Annotated in this window: 16 protein-coding genes and 1 tRNA gene; 9 read left to right on the top strand and 8 right to left on the bottom strand. The window is 40.9% G+C overall.

All coding sequences use genetic code 11. The annotated features are described in order from the left end of the window. Positions 1–33 precede the first annotated feature (33 nt). The 8 genes from AQF98_RS04455 to AQF98_RS04420 form a co-directional block, all read right to left on the bottom strand. On the bottom strand, positions 34–897 hold the full coding sequence (locus tag AQF98_RS04455; RefSeq protein WP_055130731.1) for an AMP nucleosidase: 864 nt from the start codon (positions 895–897) through the stop codon (positions 34–36). A gap of 145 nt (positions 898–1,042) precedes the next feature. Beyond that, positions 1,043–2,281 carry an ATP-dependent Clp protease ATP-binding subunit ClpX gene (gene clpX, locus AQF98_RS04450; RefSeq protein WP_055130730.1) on the bottom strand — a complete coding sequence of 413 codons (1,239 nt, stop codon included), beginning with the start codon at positions 2,279–2,281 and terminating at the stop codon, positions 1,043–1,045. Between the two features lie 100 nt (positions 2,282–2,381). After that, positions 2,382–3,068 carry an ATP-dependent Clp endopeptidase proteolytic subunit ClpP gene (clpP, locus tag AQF98_RS04445; RefSeq protein WP_055130729.1) on the bottom strand — a complete coding sequence of 229 codons (687 nt, stop codon included), beginning with the start codon at positions 3,066–3,068 and terminating at the stop codon, positions 2,382–2,384. Between the two features lie 62 nt (positions 3,069–3,130). Continuing rightward, positions 3,131–3,493 (bottom strand): four helix bundle protein, encoded by a 363-nt coding sequence (locus AQF98_RS04440; RefSeq protein WP_055130728.1) that lies wholly within the window; start codon positions 3,491–3,493, stop codon positions 3,131–3,133. Between the two features lie 53 nt (positions 3,494–3,546). After that, positions 3,547–4,893, bottom strand: coding sequence for a trigger factor (gene tig / locus AQF98_RS04435; protein WP_055130727.1), 1,347 nt, complete (start codon positions 4,891–4,893; stop codon positions 3,547–3,549). 144 nt (positions 4,894–5,037) lie between these two features. Continuing rightward, positions 5,038–5,119: transfer RNA gene (locus tag AQF98_RS04430), tRNA-Leu, on the bottom strand. 130 nt (positions 5,120–5,249) lie between these two features. Beyond that, positions 5,250–6,050: an ABC transporter substrate-binding protein gene (locus tag AQF98_RS04425; RefSeq protein WP_055130726.1), complete on the bottom strand. Its 801-nt coding sequence runs from the start codon at positions 6,048–6,050 to the stop codon at positions 5,250–5,252. Between the two features lie 6 nt (positions 6,051–6,056). Continuing rightward, complete coding sequence (locus tag AQF98_RS04420) at positions 6,057–6,902, bottom strand: S1 RNA-binding domain-containing protein (RefSeq protein WP_055130725.1); 846 nt, start codon at positions 6,900–6,902, stop codon at positions 6,057–6,059. Between the two features lie 322 nt (positions 6,903–7,224). Between AQF98_RS04420 and AQF98_RS04415 the strand changes: the two genes are divergently transcribed. From AQF98_RS04415 to AQF98_RS04375, 9 genes are all read left to right on the top strand, one after another. Next, entirely contained in the window at positions 7,225–8,406 is a 1,182-nt protein-coding gene (locus AQF98_RS04415; RefSeq protein ID WP_055130724.1) for an alpha-xenorhabdolysin family binary toxin subunit A, read from the top strand. A 57-nt stretch (positions 8,407–8,463) separates the two neighbouring features. Then, positions 8,464–10,896, top strand: a complete 2,433-nt coding sequence (locus AQF98_RS04410; RefSeq protein WP_055130723.1) for a hypothetical protein — start codon at positions 8,464–8,466, stop codon at positions 10,894–10,896. A gap of 17 nt (positions 10,897–10,913) precedes the next feature. Continuing rightward, positions 10,914–11,585 (top strand): hypothetical protein, encoded by a 672-nt coding sequence (locus AQF98_RS04405; RefSeq protein ID WP_055130722.1) that lies wholly within the window; start codon positions 10,914–10,916, stop codon positions 11,583–11,585. Positions 11,586–11,633: 48 nt separating this feature from the next. Then, the gene (locus AQF98_RS04400) at positions 11,634–12,323 is read left to right on the top strand and encodes a hypothetical protein (protein ID WP_055130721.1); all 690 of its coding nucleotides are present in this window, start codon (positions 11,634–11,636) and stop codon (positions 12,321–12,323) included. Between the two features lie 131 nt (positions 12,324–12,454). Further along, positions 12,455–13,468, top strand: a complete 1,014-nt coding sequence (locus AQF98_RS04395; protein ID WP_055130720.1) for a helix-turn-helix domain-containing protein — start codon at positions 12,455–12,457, stop codon at positions 13,466–13,468. 285 nt (positions 13,469–13,753) lie between these two features. Then, positions 13,754–14,311 (top strand): phage tail protein, encoded by a 558-nt coding sequence (locus tag AQF98_RS04390; RefSeq protein WP_055130719.1) that lies wholly within the window; start codon positions 13,754–13,756, stop codon positions 14,309–14,311. 9 nt (positions 14,312–14,320) lie between these two features. Further along, on the top strand, positions 14,321–14,905 hold the full coding sequence (locus AQF98_RS04385; protein WP_055130718.1) for a phage tail protein: 585 nt from the start codon (positions 14,321–14,323) through the stop codon (positions 14,903–14,905). Between the two features lie 29 nt (positions 14,906–14,934). Then, the gene (locus AQF98_RS04380) at positions 14,935–15,444 is read left to right on the top strand and encodes a phage tail protein (protein ID WP_055130717.1); all 510 of its coding nucleotides are present in this window, start codon (positions 14,935–14,937) and stop codon (positions 15,442–15,444) included. A 96-nt stretch (positions 15,445–15,540) separates the two neighbouring features. Next, positions 15,541–24,530: S-layer family protein (locus tag AQF98_RS04375; protein ID WP_055130716.1), on the top strand; the 8,990-nt coding region annotated here is incomplete at its 3' end.

The following is a 24,530-nucleotide window of genomic DNA, read 5'->3' as shown; positions in this document are numbered from 1 at the left end:
TATTTATATATGAATTGCTGGTTTGGTTAGCAATTAAAACTTCAAGTGTTTAACTGTTAAACCACCATTGATCAATTGTTTTAAGGAATCGATTCCAATTTTAAGGTGACTTTCCACATAATTGCTCGTTACTGAACTGTCGCTTTCTGCAGTTTTTACACCTTCTGGTATCATGGGTTGGTCTGAAACCAATAACAAAGCACCAGTTGGAATTTTGTTGGCAAAGCCAGTAGTAAAGATTGTCGCCGTTTCCATATCTACAGCCATGGCACGTAAACTTTTAAGGTACTTTTTAAAATCTTTATCGTGTTCCCAAACCCTGCGGTTGGTGGTATAACAAGTTCCTGTCCAATAATCTCTAGAGTGATCTCTTATAGTTGTAGAAATTGCCTTCTGCAAAGCAAATGCGGGTAGGGCAGGTACTTCTGCCGGTAAATAATCATTTGATGTTCCTTCGCCTCTAATGGCAGCAATAGGAAGGATCAAATCGCCCAATTGGTTTTTCTTCTTCAATCCACCACACTTGCCTAAAAACAACACTGCTTTAGGGTTGATTGCGGTTAAAAGATCCATCATGGTTGCCGCTAAGGGGCTTCCCATACCAAAGTTGATAATGGTAATGCCATTTGCCGAACAACTCTGCATAGGCTTGTCTAAACCTAAAATTGGCGCATTGTCGTTCCACTCAGAAAACATGGTTAAATATTTACTGAAATTGGTCAATAAGATGTAACTGCCAAAGTCTTCTAAAGCTCTGCCGGTGTAACGAGGCAGCCAGTTTTTTACAATGTCATCTTTTGATTTTAATCCTGATTTTACTGGAGTTTCAATCTCTTTTACTTTTTTGGCTTTTGCCACCACATTTTCATCTTTTTTTACGTCTTTTTCTTCGTTCATATTGTACTCCTTTTTATAAATTCTTATTCAAACGTCACCGTGAACTTGTTTCATGGTCTTTTTAATCAGTTGCTAAAACAAATTCAGCAAGACGCGTATTTGTAAGTTAAAAAAAATCCCCTAGTTTAACTAGAGGATTTCATTTTTAGGCCGCTTTTAATTTCTTAAAATCTGCTTTTTCAAATTTTTCAATTGCATATTCTAACGTAATATGCAAGTCTTTTATTTCCTCATTCGATGGGGTGTCATACATGGCATCGAGCATAATTGCTTCGCAAATAGATCTTAGTCCCCTTGCACCCAATTTATATTCCATTGCCTTGTTTACGATAAAATCTAATACTTCATCATCAAATACAAGGTTTACATTCTCATATTCAAACAACTTAATGTATTGTCTCATTAATGAGTTTTTAGGCTCTGTTAAGATATTTCTTAAGGCCTGTATATCTAAAGGATTAAGGTGTGTAAGCACTGGTACACGACCAATGAGTTCAGGTATCAATCCAAAAGCTTTTAAATCCTGAGGTGTAATGTATTTGTACAGATTTTTTAAATCTAAATCTGCTTCGTCTTTTTTAACCTTGTAACCCACCGCTTGTGTACGTAAACGGTTGGCTATTTTGCGTTCTATCCCATCAAATGCACCACCACAGATAAATAAAATGTTGTTGGTATTTACCGGGATCATTTTTTGGTCAGGGTGTTTTCTTCCGCCTTGTGGTGGAACATTTACAATTGTTCCTTCCAGAATTTTCAAGAGTGCTTGTTGTACCCCTTCGCCAGAAACATCTCTGGTAATAGAAGGGTTATCGCTCTTGCGGGCAACTTTATCTACCTCATCAATATATACAATGCCTCGTTCTGCAGCAGCCACATCGTAATCTGCAGCTTGCAACAAGCGGGTTAAAATACTTTCTACATCTTCGCCTACATAACCAGCCTCAGTTAAAACGGTAGCATCTACAATACAAAAAGGTACGTGTAAGATTTTGGCAATGGTTTTGGCCAAAAGTGTTTTACCGGTCCCTGTTTCGCCAACCAACATGATGTTTGATTTTTCAATCTCTACTTCATCTTTGTCAATTTTTTGGCTTAAACGTTTGTAGTGGTTATATACAGCAACAGAAAGTACTTTTTTTGCATCATCCTGACCGATTACATATTGGTCTATGTGTGCTTTAATTTCGGCAGGTTTTAACAATCTAAACGAATCGTCAAATGCCTTACTTTTTTTGTTGCCCAATTCTTGAGCGAGCAAAACATTAGCCTGCGTTACACATTTGTCGCAAATGTATGCGTCCATTCCCTCTATCAGCATTAAAGTTTCCTGCTTTGGAGAGTTACAAAAAGAGCAACGCGAATCTTTATTTTGTTTAGCCATTTTTTTATGTTAAAAGTTATGGGTTGAAGGTTATCAGTCTGTTTGTCTAATAGGTGTGAGCTTAGACATTTAACTTATAACTTATAACCCACAACCATTCTTACTTGTTTGCCCCTAATACCTCATCAATCATACCAAAATCTTTAGCTTCGTCAGCTTTCATCCAGTAATCACGATCTGAGGCTTTCTCCACCCATTCGTAACTTTGTCCTGAGTGTGTAGAAATGATATCGTATAATTCTTTTTTCAATTTTAACATTTCTCTTAAGTTGATCTCCATATCTGAAGCCACACCTTGTGCACCGCCAGATGGTTGGTGGATCATTACTCTTGAGTGAGTTAAAGCAGCACGTTTACCTTTTGCTCCAGCAACCAATAAAACTGCACCCATTGAAGCGGCCATACCGGTACAGATGGTAGCTACATCTGGTGTGATGTATTGCATGGTATCATAAATACCTAAACCTGCATAAACCGAACCTCCTGGAGAGTTGATATAGATCTGGATATCACGATTGGCATCGGTTGATTGTAAGAACAACAACTGAGCTTGAATAATGTTCGCATTTTGATCATAGATTGCATCTCCTAAAAAGATGATACGATCCATCATTAAACGAGAGAATACATCCATTTGCGCCACATTTAATTGACGCTCTTCAATGATGTAAGGTGTCATTGATTTAGGCGAATTATTTGTTGCAGATATAAATCTATCAACGTTTAAGCCATTAATTCTATGGTGTTTAACTGCGTATTTTCTAAATTCTTCTTTATCTATTTTCATGCTATTTGCGTTTAGCGTTTGGCGTAAAGCGGTTTGTGGATAACTCGACTTCCAAACTGGATTTATAATTTTAATAAATATTTTCTGAGATTGGTTAATTTCCGTGCCAATTTATCTAATTCTTCTAGATAATAAGTTAACTGAATGTCTGAAATTAATTTTCTTCTTTCTAATACTACTAAAATATTTGCGTTCTCAAATGTAGAACGATGTGCAATGTTCAGATAATGAGCAAATTCCTTATTAGAAACCGAGCCAGAGCCTTCTGCTATATTATTGGATATGCTAAGAGCAGCCCCATTGAGCTGCTCTGCAAATCTATATCTTTTATCTGCTGACAATTGGTCAGCTATATCAAGCAATTGATCGGTAAGTTCTATCGACAACTGCCAAACCTCGAGCGATTGGAATTTAAATTGTGCCATTGTTAAATATAAACAATCGAACAATAAAACGCTCAACGCCTTACGCTTATCGCTTACTTCAACTCAATAAACTTGTTATAGTCTATGTCTTTTTGGTCTAAAGTTGCAACAGATTGGATGTGTTCGAATACCTTTAAGGCCTTCACCTCATCGAAAATACGGTTGGCATTTTCTTTTTCTTGCAAGAAGTTGGCAGTATACTGTGCCAATTGATCTTCAGGCATTGGTTGTGGGCTGTACATTCTAAACTGCGCATCTAAACGTTGTTTTGCAGTTTCGAAAACATCTTTATAATCGATTTTAATTTCGTTATCAGTAATGATCTTGTTTTCGATCAAAGTCCATTTCAGGTTCTTTGCGAAATCAGCATAACCTTGTTCCAATTCTTCATCGGTTAATTTCTCGTTGGTGGCTTTTAACCATCTACGTAAAAATTCGTCAGGTAATTGCATTTTAGTTTGCTCAGTAAGCTTGGTATAAATATCGTTTTGTAATTTACGATCTGCATCCTGCTTAAACATGCTCTCTACTTCTTCAGTAATTTTAGCTTTAAAGCCAGCTTCATCACTTACTACATCTGCACCAAATATTTTATCAAAGAACTCTTGATTTAAATCTGATTCTTCTAAACGGTTTACATTTTTAACCGTTACCTGGAATTTTGATTTCAATTCTTTAGCATCTTCTTCGCCAATGTTTAACAATTTAGCAATTACTGCTTCATTATTGTCAAAAGCTTTTTGGATGTCTAATTCCAACACATCGTCTTTCTTTACACCTACTAAAGATTTTAAAACTTTTTTATCAGTTACCAAATCTAAACGGATAGAACCTGTGCTATTTATTCCTCCTTCAAAAACTGAACCATCAGGAGAAAGTTGTGCCAATTCAGCATAAAGTACATCTCCTTCTGCCGAAACTTCAGGGTTTGTCATTTTGCCATAGCTTTTACGGATATTTTTGATACGAGCTGCTAAAGTCTCATCGTCTGCTTTAACATTGTATTGAACAAATTTGTCTTTAGAAGTAACTTCAACATCAACCTTTGGTGCTAAACCTAACTCATATGTAAACTCAAACTCGTCAGTATTGTCCCATTTAAACTCTTTGGTGTCGTCCATTACTGGTAAAGGCTGACCTAAAACTTCAACTTTGTTGTCTGCTAAGTGTTTAGATAAGGCTTCGCTCAACATGTTGTTGATTTCTTCAACCAAAATGCTTTTGCCATACATTCTTTTCATGTGGGCAACTGGAACCATTCCTTTACGAAAACCAGGTAGATTTGCTTTTTTAGCTTGCTCTTTTAGGGCTTTATCAACTCTTGGACTGTAATCTTCAGGGGCGATAGTCACTTTAACTACGGCGTTTAAATCGTCAATTTTTTCCTGTGTGATGTTCATTCTATTCTAGATCTGAGTATGGAGATATGGATTTCGAGACAGTTAACCGCTCTTCATACACATCTGGATTTATATTCTTTTCTAAATAAATCCTTTTAAAATAAAACCGTTCCAATTTGCATTGGAACGGCCTTTATCTTTTTGTGCGGAAGAAGGGACTCGAACCCCCACGCCGTGAAGCGCCAGATCCTAAGTCTGGTGCGGCTACCAATTACGCCACTTCCGCAGTTAGGATTTATTAAGGACTGCAAAGATAGCGTTTTGCATCAATTATCAAAAAGTAAAATGATTTATTTTTAATAAAAATTCGTCATTTTGATAAGAACAGAATTCTCTTTTGTTTATTATTCTAATTATTAAGGTTTTAGCTCGTCTTGTAAATGAAAGAGATAGTTTACCGCTTTAACCAACCTGCTGCCATACCACGAAAACATTTCTCCATCTACCAACATTACTTTTGCTTCTGGTAGCATAGATTTGATTTCTTTGAGGTGTTTTTCTTTAAAAGGGTAGGGCTCTGAAGAGAGGAAAACCAGTTTGCAGTTTGCAGTTTGTAGTTCTTCTAGTGCAATTTCGGGATACCTACTTTGGGTCATTACATTTTGCAAGCCAATTTTACGTAAGATATCATCAATAAAAGTATCCCTTCCGGCAAACATGTAAGGGTCTTTCCAAATTAAATACGCTACGCTTTGATGAATACCTTTTGTTAAGGCTAAAGTTTGCAGGTCTGTAAAACCAGCATTGATTAAATGATTTAAATAAGCAGCTTCTGGTTCTCGATTTACAATTTCGCCAATTTGTGTTATGGTAGTCATGGCCTCTTCCAGATTACTGATGTCGCTCATCCATACCGGAAATTCTTCCATCAGTAATTCTACCTCATGTTGCGTGTTTTCTTCTTTGTTGCCAATAATCAAATCGGGCTGAAGGGCCCTAATTTGATCAATTCTTAGTTTTTTGGTACCCCCAACTTTTGTTCTAGTGGCAAATTTTTCTATGGGATGGATGCAAAATTTGGTAATGCCGATTACTTCTTCATCCAAGCCCAAATCAAATAACAGCTCAGTTTGCGATGGAACGATCGAAACAATTCTTTGAGGTGGGTAATTGATGGTTACCGTTCTGTGAAGTTGGTCAACAAAAGTTCTTTGCATTGTGCATTAATCTGCCAATTGATCTACAACGATCTTAATTTCACTATCTGTAACCGTAATGACCCGCTCTTTGTATAAACCACCAATTGCCTTTTTAAATGCACTTTTGCTAATCTGGAAACGTTCATAGATTTCTTCAGGTGTACTTTTGTCGCCCAATAGAATAACACCACCATTTTCTCTCAATTCTTTTAAAATTACTTCTTTGGTATCGAGGATATGGCCATAACCCATGGGTTGTAAGCTCAAATCTATTTTACCTTCAACACGCACTTTTTTTACCCAGCCTTTGCGTTGCTCACCAGGTTTTAAATTGGCAAATAGCTCATTGTGATAAAGTAATCCAGTATATCTGTTATTGATAATGGCATTAAAACCTAAATCAGTTTGTTCGCTGATCAATAAATTTACTTCATCACCTTCGTCCAGATCAAAATCATCTTCTTCAATAAATTTATCTAATCTGGAAGAAGCTAACATGCGCTGGTTATTCTCATCTAAATAAACATATACTACATAAGCTTCTCCTTTATGCATTGGTCTTTTTTGTTCGCGTACCGGAACATAAATGTCTTTGCCAATACCAAGGTCCATATAAGCGCCATCTTCGCTTGCGTCAACCACGGTTAAATAAGCAAAATCATCAACCTCAGCAAGAGCCTGTTTAGTAGTGGCAATTGTATTTCCATCTTTATTTACAAATACAAACGCTTTGATGTTGTCGCCCAGTTCTGCATTTTTAGGTACATCAAGGTAGGGCAATAAAATTTCCCGTTCACCATCAGATAAACTTAAACCATCACTATTTTTTGCTACAATTCTTAAGTCGTTGTATTTTCCTATTTCAATCATTTTATTAATCTTAAACCAAACTGTTGCTTCATGTCGACACAAACCAACAGTTTGGAATTACAAAGGTAACAATCTTTAAGCGGGAAAGCTGTGCGTTTTGTGCTGTTCTAAATAAATTGTGATTTTAACAATAAAGTTGATTTCTGTATGAGATAGATGTTCTTCCTAAAAGAAAGGTAATTTGTCTCGATCTATAGTTAAGGACAAGTTCTGTGCCTTACCTCAAAAACAGAGTTGCTAATTTAGCCTACCACAAACAGGAATAATGATTTGTGCCCAACCTCCATAAAATACATTTAAGTATCACCTATAAAACAAACCAATGATGGCAAATTTAGCAGCAGAACAAATTGATTTAGGTCCAAGTAAGGTAGCCAATGAGGGCAAGGCTTTTGTGCTTCCACACCCCGAGTGGTTGGGCATCCAGACTTTTATAAGTACGGCACAGCAACTACCTACCACCAAAGCTACAATGGATGCCACTTTACCTGCTAAACCATCGGGTACGGATGCTTTATTTGCTAAATTGTTAACTGCTTATAAGACACTAAAAACCTCTTGCGACCAATTCGAAAAAATAACACTGCCAGATAGCGTAACCTGCGCCAGCAATGTGGTTACCTATAACAATAAGGTGCAAACCTATTACCCAGCCCTGATTAAAGAACTAGAAAAATACAATGAAGACGCTACTACTGCAGCAGAAATTGCAGCGAATGAAACGATAATGAAACGTTTTGCAGCCGTTTGCGATTTGTTGATCAGGGAGGCGGCCAAGCATCATGAACATGCCCAAAAAGTATACAATGCGCTAAAAAGTTTCTCAGCCGAAACCTTAGTGAGCAGACAGGATATTGTGAATTTACACCTTGAATTTAGCAACGAATTTGATACCGAAGAAGGGGTGATAGCCAAACTGGAAAAAAGGATAAAATTTATTAAAGACCTGATAGATGAGCTACAGAAAGAGTACGAACATGATGTAATTGTAGCTGCAACCTCGGCAACCTATGCCTTCATGCCGCCATTTGGCACCATCGCTGCTGCCATTGTAATGGGCGTTTATACCGATAAGGCCATTAAAATTAAAGCGCAGATAGAAGGTTATGAAGAAGAGGCAGATAAACTGAAGGGTACCCTAGCTGCTGATAGGATTGTGTCGGCAACTTTAGCCAGTGTAAAACAAGACTTGGTTAACCTACAAAGTAAAATTGATGCAGCACTACCGGGCATTGGCAAAATACAAGGGTTATGGTTTAGTATGGAACATTCGTTAAAGGAGGCCAAAACAATTCTTAAAGATAATGTACAGGATTTGCCAGCATTTATGGCAACATTGGGGCTCGAAAATGCACAATTGGAATGGAAAACAGCCAGTGTTGCGGCTGCAAAATATACCGAAATTGCCTTTATTAAAGTGATCCCGGCAGCTAATACCAAAAAACTAAGCAGAGCTGCTGATGAATTTATGCAGCACCTAAAAGTTGTACACCTGGCCAAATAAATATTGAACCAATTTACATTTAACCCAATTGTTGGTCTTCCTAAATCAAATTAATACATGGAATTTTCTCCTTATCCCGATCAAATAGACTGGGCAGCAAAATATGAATTGTTGCAGCTCAAGTTAAAAGCACCTTATACCAGCTCAACTTACCAAGAGGGAGCTTATTATATTTGCCGCGAAGCGGTGGTAAAGCTAGATGCATTGATAGAGAAAGTTAATGCACTGCCTAAAGCACCGCTATTTGTGGTGATCATTGCCGATGTGGTTTGTTTTCCGAAAAGGATTAAAATTGTAAACCAGGCTTATATTATCATTACACGCCTTGTTAAATACCAGCCCTTAAACGATGCGGGCTCACAGTTAGAATTTTCGCCAACAGACAAACGATTGGCGTCTTTAAGTGTTTACAGTGCCGAAGTAGGGGGTGTACTTTATGCCAATATTTCTCGTGCGCAGGGCGGAAGCGAAATTTTAGATGCCGGAGACTATAAAACAGGGGTTGGTATTCAGATTTCGAAAGACTCAGACCAGCACCTTCAATTTAAAATCCTTCAGCAAGCCAGTCTTATTTCGCTCTTAAGCAAAGGTAAAGTACCTACCCTTATTGCCAAGGAGCTAGAAATGTCGCTTTCCATCCTCTACCAAATGGCTACCGCCATGATAGGTAAGGATACGGTCACAGCCAGAAAGGTATTACAGGGCATTAAAACATTCAGTACAGATTCGCCAATGTTTTACGACCAGTATTTACAGAGCAGTGCTTTATTGGCCGAGTTAAATTTAGAAGGGGCTCAGCTTAATTTTGTTCCGGTTTTAAATGCACAGACCTATAAGGAAGTTGCGGTTGGCTTTGTAACGGCATTGAAGGCTTTTGAAGACAATTATAATCATTTTGATGCTGCGGTAGACAATAAGGAAGACCAACTGAAGTATGGGCAACTAATGCTCGATAACCTTAAAACCAGCCAAGCATTTACTGCCCGTTTAATTGCACAGGCCGAGAACAATATGAAGATTGCAGAAAACGCACTCGAAAATACCCAAAAAAATATGCGTGATGCTTCACTTGCTGCCACATTTGCCGGCGGAGATTTTAATGTAGGCATTAAGGTTTGGGTAGCTAAAGAAAAGCTGAGTGCTGCTTTTAGCATTTGTACCGCCGTAATTACTTTCGCCCCACTAATGGGTAGAATGTTTATGGGCGATGCCACTGCAGCCAGTGGTGCAGGTGCCGCCGCCGCACAAGCAGCCAATGCAGCCAATGCAGGAGTAAAGACCATTTCTGCTTGGGAGAAGTTTGATAAAATTATGCAAACATTAGCCAAATCTATGGAAAACCTAACCAAGGTTGGGCGGCTTTTGGGCGGACTGTCTGTATTTATCAATAAGGTTAGAAAAGCAGCTGAAAAGATTTCGCAGGCCGAACATATTGGTGATTTCGTGATCCCTTCTAGCGACAATATTACCGCCCAAACCGAGTGGAACATTTTTAGAGAGCAAGTAGATAGTATGCTGGCTTTTGTTGTAGAAGAAAATATTGATGGGGCCAGAGAATATAGGTTAGCATTGGCTACACTTTCTATTTATGGTAAGGCCCAAGCAGAATCCCAAGCGGCATTGCTACAGGTTACACAAGAGGCGGCCCGTTTATACCTGCAACAAGCGGCCGATCTGGAGATGGAAACGACGATTAAAAAATACCTGACTAGTTTAAAAGACGATCAACAAGCCTATGGCAAGGCAAAATATGAAGCCTTCGTAATGATCATGAACATTAAACGTAATATGTTTAACGCCGAACGCAACTATATAAGGGCCTATAAGTATTGGGCACTAAGAGAATCGACAATTACACCTTCTATTTTAAAATCGGCAAACGACCTCTTGATTGATATAGGCAGAATGAACCTCGATTATGCAGATGCCTTGGCAGGTTTTGATAGGATTCCGCAAGATTTTGGCAATCAAACCGGTAGCAATGCCACTGTAGAAATCATTTCGCCCGACATTTTAAAATCATTTAAAGAAACAGGTAATGTTAATTTTGCCATTAACATTAACGATCCCTTTTTAAAATCTTGGAACCGGGTGCGGATTACCCGCATAAGGGTTTGGTTGTATGGTTTGCCCACTACCGAAGTAGAATTGACCATTTCAAACTCTGGCCAATATGCCGATAGAAATGGAGCAGATACCTATCGTTTTAGCAGCAAGCCTACCGAACTCAACTTCTCTTATAATGAACCAGCAGGTCAGGTATCAGGCATTATCATGGATGGCGAAATAGCTAGCGAATTAACTGGGAAATACTTTGAACCTACACCTTATACCGAGTGGAACATTAGCGTTCCTAAAACCGACGAATTTAAAGCGCATTTGAAATCCATTCAAAAAATAGTGGTCATCTTTTCGGGCAAGGCCATTCCTGCCAAGATTAAAGGGACAGCTCATTTGTCAGAAAACATAGCTCCTTTTCAGCTCACTTAATTCTAAATAGATTACAAATGGGTAAAATTGATTACAACCAAAGCCTGATAGGTGAGATTTTTCCACTTACCGATAATGCCAATGAAATTGGGCACATGGGCTTTCTCTATAGTTTTCCGCTAAACGATTACCAAACCAGAAAGGTTTACTATTGGGTAGGTACTACCGATAAAGAACTGAAGTTGAAATTTAAGTGGAAAGTTACACCCTTAAATAACCGCGAAGTATTGATCAGTTGTTCGCACCCAAAAAAGGCTTTTAATGGAATATTGAGCTTAACCAATTTAAATAATAGGTTAATGCTCATTGTAGAAGAAAAAGCGTTGCCGGCCAATGAGGAAGAGGTGCCAGCAGCTTCGCGCTTTAAAGTAAAATATATTGAGGGTAGCCCATTGTTTTTCGAGATAAATTCATCTACCGGCCATTACTGTATTCCTGATCGCTTTAATTCTCCCTATAAGATTGACGATGTTCCGTTTAACCTTGTACAATGTGGCGAAATTGATGATGCCTTTAGGAAAGCTTCCGATTTGCCTTTTCGCTATTTTTCTTGGTTTTTAGTTATAGACGAACAGGCCACCAGCAAAGAAATGATCAACAGTCTAAGGGATGCCAAACCGCTTCGGGCCATTTCAGAAAAACTGGGGATCACCATTGATGAGTCCTATCTGCAAAAGCTAAAGCGTTAAGTTGAGCTCTCAAACTAGTACCTATTAGATCACAAAAAAATATTCCTAATGTCAATATCTTTTCAACCTTTAATTACAACAGATTTAAGTGGGGTATTTGCACTTAGTGAGGATGATTTTAAACAAATTCAGTTGCGAGTAAATTCATGTGATGTAGGTGAAGTTGCCATACAAACCATTTGTAGAAGTTTACCCGCATTTAGGGGCGCAGTAGCTGCAGCGGCCGAATGGAAAAGTACCCTGTTGCCTGAACTAAAAAAGCTAGCCAAAGAGCTGAATGCTTTTACCGAACAAACCATCTCCGCATTTGTTCTCGTAGAAGACCAAATTGAAGCTTTACCAGAAAGTACAGCTATCTTGCCCATTGAACTTAAACAGGAAACAAAAAAAATGATTGATAATTTAGGCCAAAACTTGAAACCTTTATACACGCGTTTGGAAACATTAAATGCGGGTTTGGCTACTTTTGTGGTTGCCAATGCAGCCCTTGATTTTCAGATTGCGAGTAAAAAATTGGGTTTTATGATGCAAACGATTACTGAAAACCTCAATCGTTTAGAAGCAGCCAATAGCCGAATAAGAGGGCGGTGGTTTACCCTATACAATGAACTGCGAGATTATGCTACTTTAGAAAGTGATATAGACATGGCATTTATCATGGGCCTACAATTAAAAGCCGCCATTTCTGGTTGGAGAAAACTAGAGGCTGATACGGCTCGTTTTTTAACTAATAATTAATTATTGAGTTGCTGAGCTCGTTAAATTTTAATGGGCTTATTCATATTTAAAACTTTTAAATACCAGATTATTTTTAGAGATTTACTTTTTGCATTAAATTTTTATTGCTAAATAGTTAAAAATCAGTCTTTATGCCAATTCATCGCTCTCAGCAGGCAAGTGAAGTTCAGGTTAACTATCTTATTGGATTAATGGATAGTATTCACCCTATAAGTGATTTGCTTAAAAGCGAAATTAGAACCCACATTGTTGCCTTTCAATTCAAAAAAGACGAACTCATTGTTGAAGATAATGGTTATTGTCATTACATGTACTTTATACAAAAAGGTGCATTGATGGGAAGAACGATCTACAAGGGAAAGAAAATTGTTACCTATATCTCGATCGAAAATGAATTTGTAAGCTCGATTTCTGGTCTGTATGCAAAGAATGTTTCGAAAGAGGAAATTACGGCCATAGAAGATTCGGAAGTATTGGCGCTATCTACAGATACCCTACAGCAACTTTTTTTAACACATTTTGATTTTAACTTTCTGTTCAGGATCATTTTAGAACAATATTATAAGGATGCCCAAGAGCGTGCACACATTGTGCGGGTGGGCAGTGCAAAAGAGCGTTACCTCTATTTTGCACAAACCACGGTTGGGTATATGGAACGTTTACCTGTTGAGTACGTGGCGGGTTTGTTAGATATGACCCCTTTAACCTTTGCCAAAATCAAAAAACAATATGAGTTGTCGAGAGAGAATGATAAAGAGATTGAAAAACTGTGCAAACAGCTTGAAATCTGCATGATCGAAAAGGAGGTGTTTAAAGACAGGGATTTGAGTCTCAATAGCCTTTCTAAACAATTACATTTATCAACGCATCGATTATCCTCATTGCTCAACAACCAGTTTCAGCAAAAATTCATGGACTTTGTAAATACTTATCGTATCAATTATATCAAAGCTCAGATTGCCACTCCTGGTATATTACATAATTACACCATCGAAACCATAGCCAATAATGCCGGCTTTTCATCAAGAAGTGCCTTTTACAATGCCTTTAAAAAAATAGTTGGCATGAGCCCTGTTGAGTATGTTAAAAGTTTAGCGCTTATTGAGGTTCCAGAAATAATGATGGCAGATTATGCCAGTGCTTAACCTAGAATAAAAATTCGAGATATTTTAAGGGATACATCATCCTAATAAATTTTGTCCGTAGTTATAAATACGGACAAAATTAGGTTTAAAGGCCACTGTTCATTTGAGAGAGGATAGTTACCTTCGGGCTATCCGCTCGCTCTCAATGTTATACCTCCTTGCTGGCGTTGCGCTTAACTTAACTATTAAAAATAAGAAAATGTAGCCCAAAGAATTGGCTGTGTTTTTATAGTGCATGTTTTTGAAACAATCAAATTTAAACCTATAAACTAAACAAACTCAATTATGGACATTTATCCTTTTGTAGGAGAGATCAGGCTCTATGGGGGAATTAACATTCCTATCGATCCGCAAAACCCCGACGCCAGGCCCTGGGTATTCTGTGATGGATCGCTATTGGACGTCAATCATTTTTATGAACTTTTTATTCAAATTGGCAACGCCTATGGTGGCGATGGCCATAGTACCTTTGCCGTACCCGATCTGCGTGGAAGGGTTCCAATTCATATTGGTACACAGCCAGGGGCGTTAAACCTAAACATGTTTGCGCAATTTGGGGGCGAATATACAGCCGTGCTGCCTACGCATATTCCTGTGCATAACCATGGGATGCAGGCTTCGAAGGCTGTAGCAGAAACCAATGTGCCAACCGATAATCTGATTGCCGTAGCTGAAACAGCTGTTTCCTTTGTAAGTGAAGCAAAAGTTGAAACTTTAGTAAAAATGAGCGACAAGAATGTGGCGCCTTATGGCTATACAGACAACACCATTTTGGTGATGCAAAATTACATGCCAATTAATTATATCATTTCAACTTCTGGACGCCCAGTTCGCCCACAATAACGCATAAATATGGAAAACTACGTAGGAGATATCAAAATATTTTCAAGTGATGCTGTGCCACCAGATTGGATTAAATGCAATGGACAGCTACTAAGGATCGCCGACTACAGGGATACTTTATACAAAATACTGCTTAACCAATATGGGGGCGATGAAAGCCAGGGTACTTTTGCGGTGCCCGATTTAAGAGGGGTATTGCCCATTGGTGCAGGCCAGAAAGTGGCGCCAGATACAGGAAGCCGTAAGCCTGGTGAAAAGACAGGTGCGGTAGGGATTACCTTAACGGTTGACCAGTTGCCACCCCATACGCACGATATAGCGGGTTCAGATAAGGATATTGTATCTGGTTTTGTGGCCAATGGTGTTTTTGCCAAAACAAAAACGGTCGACTCCGACCCTTCAAAAGAAGTGCCGATTAAATACTATAGTCCTAAGGGCGATAGTTTAACGAAAATGGATGACCGAACCATTGGTGGTCCCATTTCGGTTACGGGTAGCTCGGTTACTTTTGGTACACCTCTTCCCATTTCGCAAGGGGTAACTGGAATGGTGTATTGCATTGCCTTAAAGGGCATATTCCCTACACCAAGTTAATTTATCAATTTTTTTAAAAAACAATCAATATGGATGCATATATAGGAGAAATTAGAGTGTTTTTAGGTACTTATGTGCCAAGGGGTTGGCTGCGCTGTGAAGGCGACCTGCTGAACGTAAGCAGTTTTTATCCATTGTACAGGGTGATCGGGAATTTATATGGTGGAGATGCACAAAGGTTTAACCTGCCCGATTTAAGAGGCAGGGTAATGATAGGTGCCGGAGAGGCTCCCTCACATACCAAATATGTTGTAGGCAAACCCGGAGGGCAATCAAGCGCGGTTATTACAAAAGTACCTCCACATGGCCATGAAATGAAGGGCGCAAATGTTGCGGCCAACAGCACAAGCCCAGAGGGCAATATGTTTGCCAAAATGAATTCGAGAGAAGGTTATTACGGCACCTCACTCGCTACGGTGAATACAAAGCTTAAAACAGGTGCAATTTTACCAGTAGGTAAATCGGCCCCAGTTAGTATCGAACAAACTTCAGTAGCCTTAAGATATATTATTTGTGTAGACGGATATGCTCCGTTTTAACCATTAGACGCTATACTGATAGGCTATCTTCTCTTTGGGGAGATAGCCTATCCTATTTATCTCATCTCCTTATCCGAGTTTAACTTTCCGGTTTTTATGAAACTAAACTTCTACTTTCTTTTTCTTTTCTTGTTAATTTCAAAAGCCCTGTCTGCGCAAGTAACAGTGGTGTATAAAGATGGGGTGCAAACCACAGATGTAACGTTAACAAAAGATGCACAACTCTTTAATGGCAAAGTTGCCTTTACCGGAACTGGAACAGATTTTAGGGGGATAACTTTTACCTACCGGTTAAGGTGGTGCCCCAACTATAAAAACCTGGGTTTTGCTGCTTGGATGATCGGTGCCGACGAGGATGATAATGCAGGCTGCGCCGTAGGCAATGCCTATTGGTTTAACCGGGCCAATACCAGTGTGCCGCCCGGCCGTGATTATGGTGGCTGGGAACGACCTGGGGTTAGTGGGGTAAGCGCACCAAACAGTGGGGCCTTGTATGCTTCTGGTACGGGCACCTATGGCAAGGCCACCATTACTACAAGTAAACCTAGCGCTACAGGTTCTACGAGCGCCACCATGGGGCTCACCGTGGTTTCGGATGGGGGACAAACCTTGGATAAAGGGGTGATTTACTCAATCAGCCCCATTCCGGATAACGCCGTACCGGGAATAGGAAATACCAAAGTGGCCATTACAGGCAGCGGCGAGGGTGCATTTAGCAGTTTGGTTACTGGTTTAATACCTGGACGATACTATCTTGCGCGGGCCTATGCCATAAATGCCAGTGGCACTACACTTGGTGATCATGAATTTGTTACCATGCCCACGCCTGCTATTTCGGCCCCGAGTACAACTGGGGTAGGTAATACAACTTATGGTACGCCATCAGGATCGGGTAGTTTTACGTTGGCTGGGGCAAACCTGGAGCAGGGGATTTTGATAAGTGCACCAACGGGTTTCGAAGTGAGCTTAAGTAGTAATGGCACTTATACCAGTACGTTAACTGTAGGAGCTGCGGGTAACCTAAGTTCGACAAGGGTTTATGTGCGTCTTTCGGCAACAGCTGCAGTTGCTAGCTATTCGTCGAGTGTGGTGAACGTGAGCAGCGGTCCCTATGCGGAAGCCAAAACATCGGCAATTAATAGCGTTTCGGTTAGTGCCGCCCCTTTAACCATCAGGGCCGATGATGGGGCTAAAATTTATGGGCAGGCACTGAGTACAGGCAGTTCTACTGCTTATACCATCACCTCTGGTACTTTAAAAAATGGAAATACCATTAGCGCGGTTACCCTTACGCCCGGAAATGGAGGGGCGGCAAATGACAATGTAAATACTTATAACAATACTTTAATACCCTCAGCAGCTACAGGCGCCAATGGTTTTGTAGCGGGTAATTATAACATTACCTATGTGGGCGGTAACATTACGGTTAGTCCAGCTACTTTAGCTTATGTGGTCAATTCGGTAAACCGCATTTATGGTGCCTCAAACCCTACACTTACAGGTACGGTAACCGGCTTTGTAAATGCCGAGAGCCAAGCTACCGCGACTACGGGCACCTTAACTTTAAGTACAAGTGCTACCACTAGCAGTAACGTGGGTAATTATGCGGTTAATTGTAGTGGCTTAACTGCCAACAATGGCAATTATGTTTTTGTACAGGCTAGTACTAATGCTACTGCGTTTACCATTAGCCCTGCTACTTTAACTTATATAGCCAATTACGTTAGTAGAACTTATGGGACTGCAAACCCTGTATTTACTGGTGGGGTAACAGGATTTGTAAATGGCCAAACCCAAGCTTCTGCTACCACGGGTACAATCGTTTTTAGTTCGATTGCAACGAGCAGCAGTAATGCGGACTTCTATGCTATTAATGGCAGTGGCCTAACGGCCAATAATGGTAATTATGTTTTTGTACAACATCAGCAAAATGAATATATTTTGCAAATTAATCGTGCTACTTTAACTTATGTGGCCAATGCTGCCAGCAGAACTTATGGTACTGCCAATCCTGTGTTTACTGGTACGGTAACCGGGTTTTTATTGGGGGAAACCATAGCAACGGCTACTACAGGTACCTTAAGTTTCAATTCAAATGCTTCCATTACCACTAATGTGGCGCAGTCTGCAATTACTGGGAGTGGCTTGATCGCTAATAATGGTAATTATATTTTTGTACAAGCATCAGGTAACAGTACCGCATTAACCATTACACCGGCCAGCTTAACTTATAAGGCCAATGCTGCCAACAGAAGCTATGGTGCTGCCGACCCTACATTTACAGGTACGGTAACTGGATTTGTAAATGGGCAAAGCTTGGCTACTGCGACTTCAGGTACACTTGCTTTCAGTTCGAGCGCAACGAGCAGCAGTAATGTGGGGGCTTATGACATTACTGGTAGTGGCTTAACGGCCAACAGGGGCAATTACGTTTTTGTACAGGCCAGTACTAACGCTACTGCGCTTACCATTAACCCTGCTGCTTTAACTTATACGGCCAATTCGGTCAGTCGGCCCTATGGCACGGCCAACCCTACATTTACGGGTACGGCAACTGGGCTTGTAAATGGGGAAACCCTAGCTACAGCCACCACAGGTAGCTTAAGCTTCAGTTCTAACGCTACCAACAGCAGTAATGTGGGTACTTATGCCATTAACGGCAGTGGTTTAACGGCTAATAATGGGAATTATGTTTTTGCTCAAGCAGGAGGGAATAACACGGCTTTAGCCATTACACCTGTAGCCTTAACTTATACGGCCAATGCAGCCAGCAGAGGGTATGGAATGGCTAACCCTGTTTTTACGGGTACCTTAACAGGTTTTGCGCTGAGCGATAACCAGGCCAATGCCACTACAGGTACCTTAACTTTTACTTCCAGTGCCGATTTGACCTCGCCCACAGGGCAATATGCCATTAACGGCAGTGGCATAAGCGCAAACAATGGAAATTATACTTTTGCACAGGCCAGTGCCAATGCCACTGCGCTAACGGTTACCAAGACTGCACAAGTGATCAACTTTGCAGCCTTGGCAGCAAAGACCTATGGCGATGCCCCCTTTGCATTGACCGCAACAGGTGGGGGCTCTAGCCAAGCCATTACCTATATAAGCTCAAATACCAATGTGGCCACCATTGTAGGTAACACAGTTACCATTGTTGGCACTGGTAGTAGCACGATCACTGCCTCACAAACTGGCGATGCGCAGTATAATGCTGCAATTTCAGTTGACCAGACTTTAACGGTTAATAAGGCCACACAGTCGATTACCTTCGCTACATTAGCCAACAAAACTTATGGCGATGCGGCCTTTAATTTGACAGCTACAGGTGGTGCATCTAATCAAACAGTTACGTATGTAAGCTCGAATACCAATGTGGCCACTATTACAGGTAATACGGTTACAATAGTTGGTGCTGGCAATACTACGATTACTGCTTCACAGTTAGGTGATGGAAATTATAACGCAGCAACGGCGGTTGATCAGGTTTTGACGGTAGATAAAGCTGCCCAAACCATCACATTCGCTGCATTAACAAATAAAACCTTTGGCGATGCACCTTTTGCTTTAAGTGCTACAGGTGGGGCTTCCAATCAAACAGTTACTTATGTAAGCTCAAATACCAATGTGGCCACTATTGTTGGCAATATGGTTACCATTGTAGGGGCTGGTAACACCACCATTACGGCTTCGCAAGTTGGTGATGCCAACTATGCTGCAGCAACACCTGTTGACCAGACATTAACTGTAGCTAAAGCTACTCAAACGATTACTTTCACGGCATTAACAAACAAAATATACGGCGATGCAGCCTTTGCATTAACCGCCACAGGTGGAGCTTCAAACAATCCAATTAGCTATGTGAGCTCGAATACCAATGTGGCGACGATTGTAGGTAGTACAGTTACCATTATAGGTGCTGGCAATACCACCATTACCGCTTCACAAGCAGGTGATGCAAACTATGCTGCTGCAACACCTTTAGACCAGACGTTAACAGTGGCTAAAGCTACCCAAGTCATTACCTTTATCGCGTTAACGAACAAAACCTATGGCGATGCTGCTTTTGCATTGACCGCTACAGGTGGAGTTTCCAATCAAACCATTACCTATGTAAGCTCGAATACCAATGTAGCCACTATTGTAGGTAACATGGTTACTATGGTGGGTGCAGGCAGCACTATCCTTACAGCTTCGCAAGCTGGCGATGCGAATTATGATGCAGCAAGTCCTGTAGATCAGACATTGACTGTTGGTAAAGCTGCGCAAACGATTACTTTCGCTGCATTAACGAATAAAACCTACGGGGATGCAGCATTTGCCTTGACGGCTACAGGTGGCGGTTCCAATCAAACGATCAGTTATGTAAGTTCGAATACCAATGTGGCTACCATTGTGGGTAATATGATTACTATAGTTGGTGCTGGTAATACCACCATTACTGCCTCACAAGCTGGTGATGCGAACTACAATGCGGCAATAGCTGTTGACCAAACTTTGACTGTAGGTAAAGCTGCTCAAACCATCAACTTTGCTCCGTTAACGAATAAAATTTATGGCGATGTAGCCTTTGCTTTAAATGCTACGGGTGGTGGCTCTAACCAAACGATTACTTATGTAAGTTCAAATACCAATGTGGCTACCATTGTAGGTAATACAGTTACCATTGTAGGGGCCGGTAGTACTACCATTACGGCTTCGCAAGTTGGTGATGCGAACTATAATGCGGCAATAGCAGTAGACCAAACTTTAACAATTAATAAGGCCTCGCAGTCGATCACCTTTGCGGCATTGACCAATAAAATATACGGTGATGTTCCTTTTGCCTTGACGGCTACAGGTGGTGGTTCCAATCAAACCATTACTTACGTGAGTTCGAACACCAATGTGGCTAGAATTATAGGTAATACGGTTACAATAGTTGGTGCGGGTAGCACCACAATTACTGCTTCACAGCTAGGTGATGCGAATTATATGGCAGCAACAGCTGTTGATCAGGTTTTGACAATAGATAAAGCTGCCCAAACCATTACTTTCGCAGCATTAACGAACAAAACCTATGGCAATGCACCTTTTGCTTTGAATGCTACAGGCGGGGCATCTAACCAAGCCATTACTTATGTGAGCTCGAATACCAATGTGGCTACTATTGTAGGTAATACTGTAACGATTGTGGGTGCTGGCAATACCACCATTACAGCTTCACAAGCAGGCGATGCCAATTATGCTGCGGCAAGTGATGTACCACAAACTTTAACGATTGACAAGGCCTCGCAGTCGATCATTTTTACTGCATTAACCAACAAAACCTACGGTGATGCAGCCTTTGCTTTAAGTGCTACAGGTGGGGCATCTAACCAAACGATTACTTATGTGAGCTCGAATACCAATGTAGCTACTATTGTGGGTAGCTTGGTTACGATTGTAGGTGCTGGTAATGCCACCATCACGGCCTCACAAGCAGGGGACACCAATTATGCTGCAGCAAATCCTGTTGATCAGGTTTTGACCGTAGGTAAAGCTGCACAAACCATCAGCTTTGCTCCATTAACGAATAAAATTTACGGTGATGCACCTTTTGTTTTAAGTGCTACAGGTGGTGGTTCCAACCAAACGATCACTTATCTAAGTTCTAATACGAACGTGGCAACTATTGTTGGTAATACAGTGACTATTGTAGGTGCTGGCAATACGACTATTACGGCTGCTCAGGCTGGTGATGCCAACTATAATGCGGCAAGCCCTGTTGATCAAGGATTGACTGTGGATAAGGCCACTCAAACCATCACTTTTGCTGCATTAGCAAACAAAACTTATAACGATGCACCTTTTGCATTGACCGCTACAGGTGGCGGTTCCAACCAAACGATTACTTATGTCAGCTCGAATACCAATGTGGCCACCATTGTGGGTAACCAAGTTACGATTATAGGTGCAGGCAATACGACGATTACCGCTTCGCAGGCTGGTGATGGAAATTACAATGCGGCAAGCCCTGTTGATCAAGCCTTGACCGTGGGTAAAGCTAATCAGACCATTACTTTCACGGCATTAACGAACAAAACCTATGGCGATGCAGCCTTTACTTTAAATGCTACGGGCGGAGGTTCAAATCAAACCATCGCTTATCTAAGCTCAAATACCAATGTGGCGACCATTGTGGGTAACCAAGTTACGATTATAGGTGCTGGCAATACTACCATTACCGCTTCACAGGCTGGCGATGGAAATTACAATGTAGCAAGTTCTGTTGATCAGGTTTTGACCGTGGATAAAGCTGCCCAAACCATTACTTTCACAACATTAGCGAACAAAACCTATGGCGATGCGGCCTTTACTTTGACCGCTACAGGTGGTGGTTCCAATCAAACCATCACTTATCTAAGTTCGAATACCAATGTGGCTACTATTGTAGGTAACCAAGTTACGATAGTAGGTGCAGGCAATACAACGATTACGGCCTCGCAGGCTGGTGATGGAAATTACAATGCTGCAAGCCCTGTTGATCAGGTCTTAACGGTGAACAAAGCAGCTCAGTCAATTACTTTTACTGCATTAGCGAACAAAACCTATGGTGATGCGCCTTTTGCTTTAAGTGCCACAGGTGGCGCTTCAAACCAACCTATCACTTATGTAAGCTCGAATACCAATGTGGCCACCATTGCGGGTAATACGGTTACCATTGTAGGTGCAGGCAATACCACCATTACCGCTTCACAAATTGGGGATGCCAACTATGCTGCTGCAACGGATGTGCCACAGACTTTAACAATTAACAAAGCTTCGCAGTCGATCATTTTTACTACATTAACCAATAAAACCTATGGCGATGCAGCCTTTGCTTTAAGTGCCACAGGTGGTGCTTCAACCCAAACCATCACTTATGTAAGCTCGAATACCAATGTAGCCACTATTGTTGGTAATACAGTTACGATAATAGGGGCAGGCAATACGACGATTACAGCTTCACAAGCTGGTGATGCCAACTATAACGCTGCAACACCTGTTGACCAAGTTTTGACGGTAGGTAAAGCAGCTCAAGCCATTACCTTCGCTGCATTAGCGAACAAAACTTATAACGATGTGCCTTTTACATTGACGGCTACAGGTGGTGGTTCAAACCAAGCTATTACTTATGTAAGCTCAAATACCAATGTGGCTACCATTGTTGGTAACCTAGTTACGATAGTAGGGGCAGGCAGTACGACGATTACCGCCTCGCAGACTGGTGACGGAAATTACAATGCGGCAAGTGCTGTGGATCAGACTTTAACAGTAGGTAAAGCTAATCAGATCATTACCTTCACAGCATTAACCAACAAAACTTATAACGATGCACCTTTTGCATTAACGGCTACAGGTGGCGGTTCCAACCAAACGATCACTTACATCAGCTCAAATACCAGTGTAGCAACTATTGTTGGCAATATCGTTAGCATAGTAGGGGCAGGTAATACCACCATTACCGCCTCGCAAGCTGGCGATGGCAATTACAATGCGGCAAGTGCTGTTGATCAGGTTCTGACAGTAGGTAAAGCTAATCAGACCATTACTTTCACGGCATTAACCAACAAAACTTATGGTGATGTGCCTTTTGCATTAACGGCAACAGGTGGCGGCTCCAACCAAACGATTACTTACATCAGTTCGAATACCAATGTAGCCACTATAGTAGGTAACCAGGTTACGATAGTAGGTGCTGGTAATACTACCATTACTGCCTCACAGGTTGGTAATGGAAACTACAATGCGGCAATAGCTGTTGATCAGGTCTTAACGGTGAATAAAGCAGCTCAGTCGATTACTTTTGCTGCACTAGCCAATAAAACCTATGGCGATGCAGCCTTTACTTTAAATGCAACGGGTGGTGGTTCAAATCAAACGATCACTTATCTAAGCTCAAATACGAATGTAGCTACTATTGTAGGAAACTTAGTTACTATCATTGGTGCAGGCAATACTACGATTACTGCTTCACAAGCAGGTGATTCAAATTATACTGCGGCAATTCCTGTTGACCAAACCTTAACGGTGAACAAAGCTGCTCAAACCCTTACCTTCGCTGCATTAGCCAATAAAACCTATGGTGATGCTGCCTTTACTTTAAGTGCTACAGGTGGCGCTTCAAACCAGACCATCACTTATGTGAGTTCTAATACCAACGTGGCTACTATTTTAGGTAACCTAGTTACGATTGTAGGTGCTGGTAATACCACTATTACTGCTTCACAAGTAGGTGATGCAAACTATGCCGCGGCAACTTCAGTTGACCAGACTTTGACCGTGGGTAAAGCTGCTCAAAGCATCATCTTTACTGCATTAACGAATAAAACCTATGGTGATGCTGCCTTTACTTTAAGTGCTACAGGTGGGGCTTCAAACCAAGTGATCACTTATGTGAGCTCGAATACCAACGTGGCCACCATTGTTGGTAATCTAGTTACGATTGTAGGTGCAGGTAATACTACGATTACAGCATCACAAGCTGGAGATGGAAACTATAATGCATCAAGCCCAGTTGACCAAACTTTGACGGTAGGTAAAGCTGCTCAAGTGATCACTTTCACTGCATTAGCAAACAAAACTTATAATGACGCGCCTTTTGCACTAACCGCTACAGGTGGTGGTTCAAATCAAACGATTACTTATTTAAGTTCGAATACCAACGTGGCCACCATTGTTGGCAACCAAGTTACGATTGTTGGTGCTGGCAATACTACGATTACGGCTTCACAAGCTGGAGATGGAAACTATAATGCAGCAAGCCCAGTTGATCAGACTTTGACAGTGGGTAAAGCTGCTCAAGTGATCACCTTCACTGCATTAGTGAACAAAACTTATAATGATGCACCTTTTGTATTGACAGCTACTGGTGGTGGTTCAAACCAAACCATTACTTATGTAAGCTCAAATACTAGCGTGGCTACCATTGTGGGTAACCTCGTTACCATTGTAGGCGCTGGCAATACCACCATTACGGCTTCGCAGGCTGGTGATGGGAATTATAATGCGGCAACACCTGTTGATCAGACCTTGACGGTGGGTAAAGCTAGTCAAATTATCAGCTTTGCTGCATTAGCAAACAA

The sequence above is a fragment of the Pedobacter sp. Hv1 genome (genome assembly GCF_001412215.1).
Taxonomy (GTDB): domain Bacteria; phylum Bacteroidota; class Bacteroidia; order Sphingobacteriales; family Sphingobacteriaceae; genus Pedobacter.
This window is presented reverse-complemented; position numbering and strand designations above follow the sequence as displayed.